The sequence below is a fragment of the Marivirga sp. genome, assembly GCF_035704835.1.
GTDB lineage: Bacteria > Bacteroidota > Bacteroidia > Cytophagales > Cyclobacteriaceae > Marivirga.
In genome coordinates this window covers 44,670-57,582 of record NZ_DASSWQ010000020.1, presented here as the reverse complement: position 1 = coordinate 57,582, position 12,913 = coordinate 44,670, and the positions used below count along the sequence as shown (strand labels likewise).

13 protein-coding genes and 2 tRNA genes are annotated in these 12,913 nt (G+C 33.8%); 8 read left to right on the top strand and 7 right to left on the bottom strand.

Annotation, left to right across the window (positions count from 1 at the left end; translation table 11 throughout):
• Nucleotides 1-252 precede the first annotated feature (252 nt).
• Both VFM92_RS03275 and VFM92_RS03270 read right to left on the bottom strand, forming a co-directional pair.
• Nucleotides 253-326 (bottom strand) — tRNA-Pro (locus VFM92_RS03275).
• 194 nt (nucleotides 327-520) lie between these two features.
• Nucleotides 521-609: transfer RNA gene (locus tag VFM92_RS03270), tRNA-Ser, on the bottom strand.
• A gap of 298 nt (nucleotides 610-907) precedes the next feature.
• On the opposite strand from VFM92_RS03270, the gene VFM92_RS03265 reads away from it, so the two are divergent.
• The 3 genes from VFM92_RS03265 (at nucleotide 908) to VFM92_RS03255 (ending at nucleotide 4,036) form a co-directional block, all read left to right on the top strand.
• Nucleotides 908-1,876, top strand: a complete 969-nt coding sequence (locus VFM92_RS03265) for a vWA domain-containing protein (protein ID WP_325120765.1) — start codon at nucleotides 908-910, stop codon at nucleotides 1,874-1,876.
• Nucleotides 1,873-2,787, top strand: coding sequence for a tetratricopeptide repeat protein (locus VFM92_RS03260; protein WP_325120764.1), 915 nt, complete (start codon nucleotides 1,873-1,875; stop codon nucleotides 2,785-2,787). The genes VFM92_RS03265 and VFM92_RS03260 overlap by 4 nt, the downstream gene beginning before the upstream one ends.
• Nucleotides 2,788-2,857: 70 nt before the next feature.
• The gene (locus VFM92_RS03255; RefSeq protein ID WP_325120763.1) at nucleotides 2,858-4,036 is read left to right on the top strand and encodes an acetyl-CoA C-acyltransferase; all 1,179 of its coding nucleotides are present in this window, start codon (nucleotides 2,858-2,860) and stop codon (nucleotides 4,034-4,036) included.
• 169 nt (nucleotides 4,037-4,205) lie between these two features.
• On the opposite strand, the gene VFM92_RS03250 is transcribed toward VFM92_RS03255, so the two are convergent.
• On the bottom strand, nucleotides 4,206-4,385 hold the full coding sequence (locus tag VFM92_RS03250) for a hypothetical protein (RefSeq protein ID WP_325120762.1): 180 nt from the start codon (nucleotides 4,383-4,385) through the stop codon (nucleotides 4,206-4,208).
• A 366-nt stretch (nucleotides 4,386-4,751) separates the two neighbouring features.
• On the opposite strand from VFM92_RS03250, the gene VFM92_RS03245 reads away from it, so the two are divergent.
• Nucleotides 4,752-6,092, top strand: coding sequence for a toxin-antitoxin system YwqK family antitoxin (locus tag VFM92_RS03245; RefSeq protein ID WP_325120761.1), 1,341 nt, complete (start codon nucleotides 4,752-4,754; stop codon nucleotides 6,090-6,092).
• A gap of 110 nt (nucleotides 6,093-6,202) precedes the next feature.
• Here VFM92_RS03245 and VFM92_RS03240 read toward each other — a convergent pair whose 3' ends face one another.
• The 4 genes from VFM92_RS03240 to VFM92_RS03225 form a co-directional block, all read right to left on the bottom strand.
• Nucleotides 6,203-6,331, bottom strand: a complete 129-nt coding sequence (locus VFM92_RS03240; RefSeq protein WP_325120760.1) for a hypothetical protein — start codon at nucleotides 6,329-6,331, stop codon at nucleotides 6,203-6,205.
• A gap of 271 nt (nucleotides 6,332-6,602) precedes the next feature.
• Nucleotides 6,603-6,890, bottom strand: coding sequence for a hypothetical protein (locus VFM92_RS03235; RefSeq protein ID WP_325120759.1), 288 nt, complete (start codon nucleotides 6,888-6,890; stop codon nucleotides 6,603-6,605).
• 21 nt (nucleotides 6,891-6,911) lie between these two features.
• Nucleotides 6,912-7,289 (bottom strand): DUF423 domain-containing protein, encoded by a 378-nt coding sequence (locus tag VFM92_RS03230; protein WP_325120758.1) that lies wholly within the window; start codon nucleotides 7,287-7,289, stop codon nucleotides 6,912-6,914.
• Between the two features lie 186 nt (nucleotides 7,290-7,475).
• A complete protein-coding gene (locus tag VFM92_RS03225; protein WP_325120757.1) occupies nucleotides 7,476-8,258 on the bottom strand; it encodes an SAM-dependent chlorinase/fluorinase in 783 nt (260 codons plus the stop codon).
• Between the two features lie 92 nt (nucleotides 8,259-8,350).
• Between VFM92_RS03225 and VFM92_RS03220 the strand changes: the two genes are divergently transcribed.
• The 4 genes from VFM92_RS03220 (at nucleotide 8,351) to VFM92_RS03205 (ending at nucleotide 12,912) form a co-directional block, all read left to right on the top strand.
• Nucleotides 8,351-9,322: a PhoH family protein gene (locus VFM92_RS03220; RefSeq protein WP_325120756.1), complete on the top strand. Its 972-nt coding sequence runs from the start codon at nucleotides 8,351-8,353 to the stop codon at nucleotides 9,320-9,322.
• On the top strand, nucleotides 9,319-9,753 hold the full coding sequence (locus tag VFM92_RS03215) for a GNAT family N-acetyltransferase (protein WP_325120755.1): 435 nt from the start codon (nucleotides 9,319-9,321) through the stop codon (nucleotides 9,751-9,753). Before VFM92_RS03220 ends, VFM92_RS03215 begins: the two co-directional genes overlap by 4 nt.
• A 161-nt stretch (nucleotides 9,754-9,914) precedes the next feature.
• The gene (locus VFM92_RS03210; protein WP_325120754.1) at nucleotides 9,915-10,625 is read left to right on the top strand and encodes a hypothetical protein; all 711 of its coding nucleotides are present in this window, start codon (nucleotides 9,915-9,917) and stop codon (nucleotides 10,623-10,625) included.
• A gap of 169 nt (nucleotides 10,626-10,794) precedes the next feature.
• The gene (locus tag VFM92_RS03205) at nucleotides 10,795-12,912 is read left to right on the top strand and encodes a ComEC/Rec2 family competence protein (protein ID WP_325120753.1); all 2,118 of its coding nucleotides are present in this window, start codon (nucleotides 10,795-10,797) and stop codon (nucleotides 12,910-12,912) included.
• The last annotated feature ends 1 nt before the right edge of the window (nucleotide 12,913 follow it).

The following is a 12,913-nucleotide window of genomic DNA, read 5'->3' as shown; positions in this document are numbered from 1 at the left end:
TTTCTTTTTAACTGAAGTAACCTGGAAATATTCGAGAATCCCTTCTGGCAAAAACAACTCAATTAAACTCTGATCCACTTTGTCTTTTTTTGACAAAGTTAATTCTTCAATCCTAAATCCCCAGAATTATTGCTTGATCCATTGTACACTGGGCTTTTAATTTTGTTTAGTTTTAAATGTATTCATATGAATACTAAAACCCACTATACATAAAAAAAAAGCAGCATTCACCGAATGCTGCTTTAGTAATTGTCGGGGTGGCAGGATTCGAACCTACGACCTCCTCGTCCCAAACGAGGCGCGATACCGGGCTACGCTACACCCCGAGATTGTTTTGATAATCTCGATATACTTAAAGAACTCTTGCGGAGAGAGGGGGATTACTCATACGCACAAACCTTGCGCCATTCCCCTCGTGAAGCTTCGCTTTCGAACCTTTAGGTTCTCATCTCCCAAACATTTACTGTTTATAAGGAAATTTAGCTTCTCCGAGCCAATTGAATTATGTAAAGAACTCTTGCGGAGAGAGGGGGATTCGAACCCCCGGTACGCTTTAACACGTACGCATGTTTAGCAAACATGTGGTTTCAGCCGCTCACCCACCTCTCCGGGTTTTAACTCAAATCCCCTCCTCGTTTCCGAAAAGTGATGCAAATATAAAAGAAGTTTTTCGTCTATACCAAATCTCTATCATAATAAATCTCACTTTTTTAAGATATAATTTTCATCTTGCTGTCAGCCAGTAAATTAATATGTTAAGAATTTTAATTTCTTTCCAAAAAAGTATCAAGGCATTAATCAATAAAAAAACAAAACAAGCAAATCTTTCTTGCGTTTTATCAATCTTAGCAATAAATCAACGTTGCCCTTTACGTTTGCTTTTATATTTTTGTAAAAATTAAAATCTATGACTTGGATTCACTCCCTCGGGGCGGAAGAAATTATTTTTATTATCATTTTTTTGGTGCTCTATCTGGCTTACACATATAGAGTATTCACAGTAGCCAAAAGGGTAGGGCAAGCCTACTCTAATATCTTACCTAAGTTTCTATTACGTACAGCGATTTTTACATTACTTATTGTCTCACTTTTAGGTCCTTCTTTTGGAGATGATAAAAAAGAAATTAAAGCTGTTGGTAAAGACATTATGATAGCTGTCGATTTATCTGCTTCCATGAATGCCAGGGATGTAGCGCCTACAAGGCTAGAGAAAATCAAATATGAATTGAAAAACATAGTAGATGCTTTCAGCTCAGATAGAATTGGTCTTATAATTTTTTCCTCTGAAGCATTTGTGCAGTGTCCACTTACTTATGATCAAAATGCATTGAATTTATTTATAGAAACACTAAACACTGGGTTGGTTCCAGGGAGTAGTACTGATTTTGGAGATGCACTCAATTTGGCATATGATAAATTAACTTCTGAGGAAGCTCCAAATAATCAACAGAAATCGAAAATAATTATTTTGATCAGTGATGGAGAAGATTTTGGGGATAATACGGAAAGTGCAGTTTCAAAAATCAACGATTCTGGAATTCGTCTTTTTTCATTAGGAGTAGGGACAGAAGCAGGAAGCAAAATAAGAACTAGTAGAGGATTTAGAAAAGATAAAAATGGGAATGATATCGTCACAAAACTGGATTCTCGTTCTTTGAAAAATTTGGCAGACCAAACTGATGGTGAATATTTTGAAATTAATAAGAATGAAAATGAAGTAGGAAGATTAATTTCAACCATCAATAATATTGAAGGGGAATTAAAAGACACCAAAACTGTTGATGTATCAGCTAATAAATATTTTTATTTTTTATTAGCAGCTTTTATTCTATTGATATTTGATTTTGTGACCACTATTAAAATTATTAAAATATGAAGCATATTGTAATCATAATTGCAACATTTATGATGTCTCTTTCCTTATTAGAAATTGACCCAGTAGGCAAAATAGCAAAAGCTAATGCTGCCAAAGAAAGAGCGGAGGAAGCTTTTTCGAATGGTAATTTTGAAAAGGTGATAGTGCATTACACTTATCTTTTAGATTCACTCAATTATGAAAGCCCGAAAGCTGAATTGAACAGAGCCCATGCCTATTTTCAATTGAAAGATACAGTAAATGCTTTTGATGCATATAGAAGAGTTTCTGATGCTGCAAATTCTCAGTTAAAATCTAAGGCAATGTTGCAGATGGGTAATTTATCTGAAATGCAAAAAGAATATGAAAGTGCGCTTTCTTTCTATAAAGAAGCACTGAAGGCCGATCCTACTAATAATAAAGCTCGCTATAATTATGAATTGCTAAAAAAGAAAGTGCAGGAGCAGGATAAGGAAAATCAAGATCAGAATCAGGACCAAAATCAAGATCAGAAAGATCAGGAAAAGCAGGATCAAAAAAATAAGGAACAGCAAAACAAAGAGAATAAGGATTCTGAGAACCAAAAGAAGGACGAAAATCAAGAAAAAAGCCAAGAAGATAAAAAATCAGAAGAGCAGCAACAGAAAGATGATGCTGAAAAACAGGAAGGAGAGCAGAACGAGCAGGATAAAGGCAGAGAGCAAGAGCAAAAAGATAAACAACAACAAGAGCAAAAAGAAGGCGAAGAGAAAAAAGAGGGTAAAGAAAAAGAAATGAGTCCAAGTACCAAACAGAAATTAGAAGAGATGAATATATCAGAAGAAAAAGCTCAAATGATTTTGGAAGCTCTCAGAAATAAAGAATCTCAATATTTTCAGCAGCTTAGAAAAAAAGCTACCGAAAGACCAGAATCTGGTAAACCTGATTGGTAATTTGAATTCAGGTTTTATCTAAGACTTATTTATCGTAATTTTACCTTGAAACGACTAAAATAAAATAATAATGCAAGAAGTATATATTGTGTCCGCAGTAAGGACACCAATCGGAAGCTTTGGAGGAAGTTTAGCCAGTTTAAGTGCCATTGATTTAGGTGCAGCAGCCATAAAAGGTGCTTTATCGAAAGCTAATGTCGATGCAAAGGAAGTTGATGAAGTATTCATGGGAAATGTAGTTTCTGCAAATTTAGGTCAAGCACCGGCAAGACAAGCTGCAATTGCTGCAGGACTTGGTTTTAACGTTCCTTGTACCACTGTAAATAAAGTTTGTTCGTCTGGTATGAAGTCTGTTATGTTTGGCGCTCAAAGTATTATGCTAGGTCATGCTGATACTATTGTTGCTGGTGGAATGGAGAGTATGTCAAATATTCCTTATTACATTCCACAAGCGCGTTACGGTTATAAATACGGTAATGGTGAGATGGTAGACGGTTTATTAAAAGATGGTTTATGGGAGGTGTACAATAAATTTCCAATGGGAAATTGTGCTGACCATACGGCCAAAGAAATGAACATCACCCGTGAGCAACAGGATGAATACGCTATAAATTCATATAAAAGAGTTGCTAAGGCAACTGAAGATGGGAATTTTAAAGAAGAAATTGTTTCGGTTGAAGTTCCACAAAGAAAAGGTGACCCCCTAGTAATCTCAGAAGATGAGGAATATAAAAATGTAAAATTTGAAAAGATTCCGTCCTTGAGACCAGTATTTTCAAAAGAGGGAACTGTTACAGCCGCAAATGCTTCCACTATTAACGATGGAGCTTCAGCTTTAATTTTGATGAGCAGAGAAAAAGCAGATGCTTTAGGTATAAAACCAATTGCCAAAATCAGAGGATTTGGAGATGCAGCTCAAGACCCACTTTGGTTTACAACTGCACCATCTTTAGCAATACCGATTGCGATGAAAAGAGCTGGCGTAAGCAAAGAAGAAGTTGATTTTTATGAAATTAACGAGGCGTTCTCTGCTGTTGCCATTGCAAATAATATGGAATTAGGTTTAGATCCTGAAAAAGTGAATGTATTTGGTGGTGCTGTTGCTTTAGGTCATCCGTTAGGTGCTTCTGGTGCCAGAATAATGACTACACTTCATTCGGTTTTGCGTCAGAAAAATGGTAAAATCGGTGTTGCAGGTATTTGCAATGGTGGTGGAGGTGCTTCTGCTATCGTAATCGAAAAAATGTAAATTAGAAATTTCTAATCGACAATTAGCCATTCTATAATATTTTAACAGCTTGTAATTTATCTTTACAAGCTGTTTCTCATGTGCTCTAGTGTAAATTTTCCTTGTAAAGATATATTCTTATTGGGAGTATGCTGCAAGCAATGATTTTAGCGCAATTAGCACTTTCTATTTAAGAATCTCCTAATTTCTTTAACATACCTATACCTGAAACAAAAAATACAAATCCTAAAATAGTCATAGCCCATGAATTTACGTTGATTATGAGAGTGCCAAATATTCCCAAAACTCCAAAAATCAGTCCAATTGCTCCTGCTATGGTCAGTACTATTCCAATTATCTTAATAGCCATAAAAAATAGATTATTTTAAAAATACTAATGTACAATAAAAAATTGGGCATAGTTATACAAGGTTATTTAGAAAGCTTTAAACCATGATAATAATTCTACTTAAAATAACGACTATTTATTTGCTAAGAAATCAATAAAGATTTTTTACACTGATCTCTTATAAGTCAGCGGTTATTTACAATTGTGAGATAACATCAGACGTTAGATTTAGGAAAATGAAAAATTTCAAATTCTGCTCAAATCATAATTTAATAATATCATAATTTGTGAACTTTATTTACTTTTCAATCATTCTATAATATTTTAACAGCTTGTTAGTTATCTTTACAGGTGTTTTTTAAAGAACTCTATATATTTAAATTTCTCATGCGATCTTATTTCCTTTTCATTTCTTTCTTTTTCTTCTCATATCTTGTTGTTTCTGGTCAGGAATTACAGAAAATCTCAAATTATTACGATAGTCTAGAAAATAAAAAACCTAAGGAGGTCTATTTCATTGCGAATGGAGACAGTAGCCAAATTGAAGGTCAATACAGAAAATATTATGAAAGTGGAGAATTATTGGCTAAAGGTTCATTCGAAAATGGAAAAGAGAATGGAGTGTTTGAAATGTATTATCCTAATGGTAAGCTCATGCGAACTATTGAGTTCATACAAGGAGGTCGAACAGGGAAAACAATAGTATATGGAGAGGAAGGAAATACCTTACAAGAAGCTTATTTTGAAAAGGATACGTTAAATGGAAAGTTAAAATTGTATTATCCTGATGGTCAGTTGAAGAGTGAAAGTGATTTTAAAGATGGGAAACCAGATGGAGAGGTTTTGGAGTATTTTCCCGATGGTAAATTAGCACAGCGTATTATGTATAAAAAAGGAATGCCTAACGGCATAACTGTGCGCTATTATCCCAATGGTCAAATGAAAACGGAAGAGCACTACATTGATGGAAAATTAAGTGGTGAATTTAAGACTTTTTTTAATAATGGACAGCTAGAAACGGTTTTCGAAAATCAAAAAGGGGTGAAAACGGGGGAATTCAGAGCCTATAATCGTGAGGGTAACTTACTTTTAGTGGGGAAATATAAGGACGGCAATTTAGAAGGCGAAAATATATCCTATTATCCAAATGGTACCATTAAAGTAAAGCGTAATTATGAGGATGGATTTCTTTCAGGAGAAGTCTTAGAATTTAATAAAAATGAAGGTTTAGAGGTTAGAACCATTTATTCCAATGAAGGTAAAGATATGGAAGTTGAAAAGTATTGGGAAAATGGAAAGGTAAAATCAAAACAGTATTTTAAGGATGATGAGCGCTTCGGAGAATGGAGCTTTTACAATGAAGAGGGTCAATTAATCAAAACTGAAAATTACAGTAATGGACAATTGCATGGGGTTTATGTGGAGTTTTTTCCTTCTGGAGATTTAAAATACGAAGTGAATTATCAGGCGGGTAAGAAATCTGGATTGGAGGTTAGTTATTATGAAAACGGACAGGAAAAAGAAACTACAATCTATAAATTTGGAAAAGCTCATGGAGAGCATTTTAAATTTCATGAAAATGGTGTGGTTGCACTAAGCGGTGAGCACGCAGGAAATAAAAAGGTAGCAGAATGGAAATATTTTAATAAAGCGGGCGATTTGCTGAAAACTGAAATTTATTTTAATGACCAATTGCAAGAAACTAAATTTCCTGATAAAGAAAATTAACAACTGTTATATTCCTTAAAACGAAGAATCAGACTATCTGCATCAGAGAAATAAATTGATGCAGGATGGACAATTTAAATCCTTTTATCAGGTATTTGCAAATTAAATAATTACAAACTCTTTAATAACTCCAAATATTCATCTTTAACTTTTTTGATAACTAATTTGTAAAAAAGTATCGCACCTACTGAATACATTACCACATCAATCCAATCTGCAGTATATATTGCAGAGTTCATAATTGGTAAAATTCCCTCAAAAAGTATGCAGTAGAAAATTACAGAAATCAGTATGGATACTCTGTCTAAAAAATATAAATCCTTGAGAGGATGAATCCATTGAAGGATCTGCATTCCAAATCCAAGAACTATTGGTATGCATAGTAAATCATCTAAATATGAATGAATGAAAGGAATATAATAATTAAAAACCCTTTCAATTATCTGATTAACTGTGAATAGTAAAATGCTGACGTAAATCAGCGGTTGTTTTAATGTATGAAAACTCATATTACACGGGCACTACAGCTGCTAGCCATGCGAAAAAACCTATTATCGACATAATAACTATGTAACTAATATTACCAGTTTTTTTTGCAAATTTCACAAAAGCATTATCATCCTCTTTGATGTCAAACATCCATTTGTCAAGTTGCTCTTTCTTATATTTTTTAATTTTTTCTAATCTTTCATTTGTAGGGTCTTGAATAGGTTCACCACAATTAGTACATGTTTGTTTACCAGAATTATCGATGGTATTCCACTCCCCACAATTTTTACATTTTACTGAATTTGCCATATTATAAGTACGGCAATAGTATCAAGCAGTTTTATAAATCCCGATAGCTAATAGAACCCAAGCGGCTATCAGAAAAAGTCCTCCTATTGGCGCAATAGCTCCTAATTTAGAAATTCCGGTTGCGCAGAGTAAATATAGACTTCCAGAAAAAATAATGATACCGATTAAGAAAGAATAAGAAGCGTAATTCAAAAATTTATGTTGGAAATGAAGCATCAAAATACCTAGTAAAATCAAGGCGAGGCTGTGATACATTTGATATTTCACCGCAGTTTCATAGGTATCTAAACGATTGGAAGCCGTCAAGCTATCTTTTAAAGCATGTGCGCCAAAAGCGCCCAAAATAACCGATATGGCTCCTGAAATACTTCCGATTAGTATGATTAATTTATGTGACATATTTTTATTTTTGAGTATTCAGTACTAAGCATAAAGATAACTGTTCCCTATGTTTTTCTAATGATTTCACTTTTATTTTGAGTTAAACTGTTTCGGCCTAAGCTTTGGTAGAGACTTTTTAGACCGCATACATCGGCCAATATCAGGCATCAAACTTCCAGCTCCCAACTTCTACTTTACAACTTATCAATACTCCCCAAATTTCACGCTCACCATACTATTATATTCCATACCAAGTAGTTCAGCGGCATTTCCCTGCTTAATGCCGATTTCTAAGACGCCTTGGTCATTAAAAATTGCAAAAGCTTCACCACCTTTGCTATCATGATAATGTTCCTGAACGCCAGTTAAAGCGTAATTTCGGAACTTGATTTGAACGCTTTTTCCTTTGCTTAAAATATCATAATCATACTTGAGAATATCCGTAATCAAATTTCCATAGTCGTCAATATGTACTACATGTCCTTGAATTACTTCTCTGGTGGCCTTTACTTTTGGCGTGATGAATTTCTTGAATTCTTCCTTGCTTAAAGGTTCACCAATTCCTTCCAGATTTCCCGATTTCAGTATTTTCACCGCTGCAGGAGCTAAAATATCTTTAGCAGAAAAATTCCCTTCGATTCCTTCCTTGGGAGATATTTTTATGATTTTATCTGGGTCCTTTTCTCTTAGTAAACTCAAAAGTCCATTATTACTTCCGAGAAAAAAATGATTTTTGATTTCAATAGCAATCATGGCTTCATGAGGTTCGGAAGGGGAGTTGACTGCCACCAAATGAACACTGCCTTCAGGAAAATCTTTGTAAACTGATTTTAAAACATAGGCCGCATGAATGATATCGTGCTTGGTAATGTTATGAGATATGTCAATCACTTGAAGACTAGCATCTTCACTCAGTATTTTGGCTTTCACCGCTGCCACATAATGGTCGCGCCAACCGAAATCTGATAGAAAAGTGATTAAAGACATACAAAAAATCGAATTATTGTTAAATTTGTTAAAAACAAAACTACATAAATTTCAGTACTAACATATTGAGACATCATAAATAAGAAAATCATTTGGTAGAAAAAGTTATTACTTTAGAAAATGTATCCCTTGTAGATTTTTTAGGAGTAGAAAATCGTAATATTAACGAGCTTTCATCAGCTTTTCCTAAATCTAAAATTATCTCTCGTGGAAATGAAATAAGAATTCAAGGGAGTACCCCGGAAATTATTCGCATCAATCAGATTGTTCATTCTCTAGTTACTCATTATCACAAATTTGGTAAAATCACAGAGGAAAGTGTGAAAACCTATTTGAGTGAGGAGCATGAAGAGAGCCAGAAAAAGTTAGATGTTAATGCAGAGGAAACATTAGTTTATGGCATCAAGGGAAATGCAATTAAAGCTAAAACGCCCAATCAAATAAAGTTAGTCGAATCAGTCCGGAAAAATGATTTGGTCTTTGCGATTGGCCCTGCAGGAACTGGAAAAACCTATGTTTCGGTGGCCATGGCAGTTCAAGCATTAAAAAATAAAGAAGTTCGAAAAATCATCATCACCCGTCCGGCTGTGGAAGCAGGTGAAAATCTAGGTTTTTTACCTGGTGATTTGAAAGAAAAAATTGATCCGTATTTACGTCCGATTTACGATGCGTTAGATGATATGGTGCCAGCTGAAAAGTTGAAATATTATCAAGAAAATCGAGTGATTGAAATTGCTCCTTTAGCTTATATGAGAGGGAGAACCCTGCATAATGCCTTTATTTTGTTAGATGAAGCGCAGAATACAACTCCTATGCAAATCAAAATGTTCCTGACCAGAATGGGACCTCATTCAAAAGCAATCATCACAGGAGATATGAGTCAAGTGGACTTGCCAAAAAGACAAAAATCAGGATTGATGGAGTCTACTCAAATATTGAAGGATATTAAAGGGATTGGAATAGTGCATTTAAAAGGGGAGGATGTTGTGAGACATAAATTGGTCAAGCAAATCATTGAGGCCTATGATAAAAATGATGCATTAAATGAAAAAGAAAAAAAATGATTTCAGTAAAAGTTGTTGAAACAGAAGAAGAGCTAAAGCAAATATTTGCCATTCGAGAAGAAGTATTTGTAAAAGAACAAAAGGTTGCTCCTGAAGAGGAATACGATGAATTTGAAGAAATTTCTACTCACTTTATTGCTACTGATGACAACGGAAATTCCTGTGGAACTGCAAGATGGCGATTCACCGAAAAGGGAATAAAATTGGAAAGATTTGCTGTATTAAAAAACTATCGGGGAAAAGGAATCGGCCAAGCTCTAGTGAAAGCAGTAATTGACCATGTAAGAGAAAACCCTCAATCTAAAGGGAAGAAAATGTATATGCATGCTCAAATCCCTGCCATCACACTTTATTCTAGATTTGGTTTCAAAAAAGTAGGCGAACAATTTGAAGAATGTAATATTATGCATTACCAAATGGAGTTGTATTGAAAGCATTTTAGTTGGATGAACTGAAGAACCGAAAAGGTGTGTTAAAACTTTAGGGTTTAAGTTTTCTTTCTATCGTACTGGTTTATAGGATTATAGATTTATCAATGTAACAATTTTTGATAGCATGGGTATAAAATAGTATATCAAAAATCAAAAGAAACATGAAAAATCTGATTACAAGAACAACTATCATGATTTTATTTCTATGGAGTTGTGGCGGTAAGGAGAAAGTAAAATCAACAGAAGTTGAATCTTTAAACGAGGAATTAAAACAACCGGAGGAGATTCTTCTGGAAAATGAATATATCAAAGCCATTGAGGTCGAATTGAAAGCTGGAGAAGCACTTCCTTGGCATGAAGGTAATGAAAGATTAATTTATCCACTGGATGATTTTCAAGTAAAATTTAAGAGCTTTGGTGACGATGAAGGAACTGAAAAATTATTCCAGAAAGATGTCCCAAATTGGTTTCAAGAAAAAATACATAGTGTTATAAATACAGGTGAAGTAACCGCTCATTATTTGATATTAATGAGAAAGGATAAAAGCTTTCCTGAAGGTGAAATGTATGATGTTTCTGAGCTTAAAGAAGCAGAGGGTTTAAGTCAAGTTGTACTTTTTGAAAATCCTTCAATAAGAGTTTCTAGAGCTAAGTTGGAAGCAGGGGTAGAAACTTCAGTTCATAAAGGAATTTATAGACTTGTTTATCCATTAACTGATTACTCTGTCATTTATGATAAAGAAAATCAGGAGGAAGGAATACGTAATATTTATAAAGGAGTGGCTCATTGGCATTTGCCAAGTAATCACTCTATCAAAAATGTTAGTAATCAAGGAGTTGCTGATTTTCTAGTATTTGAATTCCGGATTTAAAATTCATTTTTGATATCTAAATAAGATAAAGGAGCTTGTTAAAAATGCTCCTTTTTTTGTTTCCAAATATGAGGTCTCCCATATTTAACATTCTTTTATTTAAGGGATTTTCTTTAGAATTTTTAATTAAAGAAATTGGCTAATCCCATCTTGTTATTTACTTTAGTATATGCAACAAGCTTGGAATCGATATGCCTTTATCCGTTTTGTGCTATTCATGTCTCTTGGAATAGTAACCGGATCTTTTTTTCCAAACATGGTCGAAATTATTATTCTGATATTTGGAATAATAACGTTCTTATATTTTTCTGCTCAATTTCTCAAAGGGTATCAATTCCCTACTTTCCAATCTGTTACTTTTGCAGTTTTCGCTTTTTTAATATGCTTTTCCTTCGGATTTCTAAATGCTTATTGGAAATCAGAAAAGCATGATGAAACACATTTGCTCAATATAAATGCCAGTAAAGTAGAAGCTTTTGAAGCAACTCTAATAAATGCTGGGAAAGAGACCGCTAAAACCCATGGGTTTAAGGTTGAAATCGAACAGGTTTTAATGGATAAGAAATGGAAAAACTATAGTGGAAAAGCTATGGTGTATTTCCAGAAGGATAGCTTATCGAAAGAATTGAAATATGGCGACCAATTATTGGTCAAGTCTAGGTTAACTGAATTAGAGCCTCCCAAAAACCCCTTGGAATTTAACTATAAACGATTCTTGGGCTTTGATCAAGTCTATCATCAGCAATATGTTCCTTCTAGGAAATGGCTAAAAATAAGCGAGGAAAATGGGGATTTAATTATATCTGCATCCATTAAAACGGGGCAATATCTGGAGGACATCATGAATGAAAATATTCTGAATGAACGCTCCTTAGCTATTGCAAAAGCCTTAACCTTAGGAATTAAAGATGAATTGGACAATGAATTGCGAAATGCATATGCTTCAGCAGGTGCTATGCATGTTTTGGCTGTAAGCGGATTGCATGTTGGAATCATATTTCTGCTTATATCTACCCTTCTTAAAAAATGGAGAAATCATAAAAGAGGGAGATACTTTTTTGCAATCATTAATATTTCGGTTTTGTGGACTTATGCTTTTATTACTGGTCTTTCCCCCTCAGTTCAAAGAGCTGCTATGATGTTTAGTTTTATCATTTTGGCTCAAGCCATGAAGAGACAAACGAACATTTATAATACGCTGGCGGCTTCCGCTTTTGTTTTGCTCAGTTTTAATCCCTTTTTATTATTCTCCGTAGGGTTTCAATTATCTTATTTGGCAGTTTTAGGTATTGTATTCTTTCAACCGAAGCTTTATAGTCTTCTTCAATTTAAATTTATATTATGGGATAAATTATGGGCCATTACCTGTGTTTCTATTGCGGCTCAACTAGCCACTGCTCCATTAGGGTTGCTTTATTTTCATCAATTTCCTACCTATTTCTTTTTATCTAATTTGGTAGTAATTCCTGCTGCTTTTGTCATCTTAAATAGCAGTTTATTTTTACTGATTATTTCTTTTTGGGAATGGGCAGCAGAATGGGTAGGTTTTTTAATTGGCCATTTTATTCAAGTCATTAATTATTTGGTGTTCAGCCTGGATTACCTTCCAAATAGTACGATTGAAGGTATTTTCATTAATACGTCTGAAAGCTGGTTTATTTATATTGCTATTTTTTTTATAGCAATATTTATATCCGAAAAGAAATTAAATTACCTGAAAGTAACTGTATTCAGTTTGTTTTTACTGAGTAGTAGTATTTGCTGGCGTCAATATCAAAATTTTCAAGAGAAGAAGTTGATAGTCTATGATACGGGAGAACATCATGCTATTTCAATTAGAAATGGTTTTTCTCAATATTTGAAAGTTGACGAGGAACTAGCTCTGGATAAAAATAAGCTTCGTTTTCATGTCTATCCTAGTCAATTAGAGGCGGGTATAGCCGATTTTCATCCTGATCGTTTTGAACCTGAAATTCAAAATGAAATTTTTAGAGATTTCAAAGGATTGAAATTTGCGATTTGGGAGAATAAACGAATTGTCCATTGGCATCAGGAAATCAAAAAGGATTTTACTTTACAAAAACCTATTGAAGTGGATTTATTAATTATCAGCAATAATGCTTTACAAAAATATGAAAAGCTGCTTGAATTTTTTAATTCAAAGAAGATTGTCTTGGATGCTTCCAATTCTTATTATAACATTCAAAACTTTAAAGCTAAATTTGAGGAGGAAAATTTAGATTACTACATAGTGCCGGAAGAAGGTGCTTTTGAATGGAAATTATAAA

What these genes read in the sequence shown, in the direction of transcription:
- VFM92_RS03245 (WP_325120761.1), top strand. Translation starts at nt 4,752, where the DNA reads ATGCGATCTTATTTCCTTTTCATTTCTTTCTTTTTCTTCTCATATCTT.
- VFM92_RS03225 (WP_325120757.1), bottom strand. Translation starts at nt 8,258, where the DNA reads ATGTCTTTAATCACTTTTCTATCAGATTTCGGTTGGCGCGACCATTAT.
- VFM92_RS03255 (WP_325120763.1), top strand. Translation starts at nt 2,858, where the DNA reads ATGCAAGAAGTATATATTGTGTCCGCAGTAAGGACACCAATCGGAAGC.
- VFM92_RS03205 (WP_325120753.1), top strand. Translation starts at nt 10,795, where the DNA reads ATGCAACAAGCTTGGAATCGATATGCCTTTATCCGTTTTGTGCTATTC.
- VFM92_RS03210 (WP_325120754.1), top strand. Translation starts at nt 9,915, where the DNA reads ATGAAAAATCTGATTACAAGAACAACTATCATGATTTTATTTCTATGG.
- VFM92_RS03250 (WP_325120762.1), bottom strand. Translation starts at nt 4,385, where the DNA reads ATGGCTATTAAGATAATTGGAATAGTACTGACCATAGCAGGAGCAATT.
- VFM92_RS03260 (WP_325120764.1), top strand. Translation starts at nt 1,873, where the DNA reads ATGAAGCATATTGTAATCATAATTGCAACATTTATGATGTCTCTTTCC.
- VFM92_RS03265 (WP_325120765.1), top strand. Translation starts at nt 908, where the DNA reads ATGACTTGGATTCACTCCCTCGGGGCGGAAGAAATTATTTTTATTATC.
- VFM92_RS03240 (WP_325120760.1), bottom strand. Translation starts at nt 6,331, where the DNA reads ATGAACTCTGCAATATATACTGCAGATTGGATTGATGTGGTAATGTAT.
- VFM92_RS03215 (WP_325120755.1), top strand. Translation starts at nt 9,319, where the DNA reads ATGATTTCAGTAAAAGTTGTTGAAACAGAAGAAGAGCTAAAGCAAATA.
- VFM92_RS03230 (WP_325120758.1), bottom strand. Translation starts at nt 7,289, where the DNA reads ATGTCACATAAATTAATCATACTAATCGGAAGTATTTCAGGAGCCATA.
- VFM92_RS03235 (WP_325120759.1), bottom strand. Translation starts at nt 6,890, where the DNA reads ATGGCAAATTCAGTAAAATGTAAAAATTGTGGGGAGTGGAATACCATC.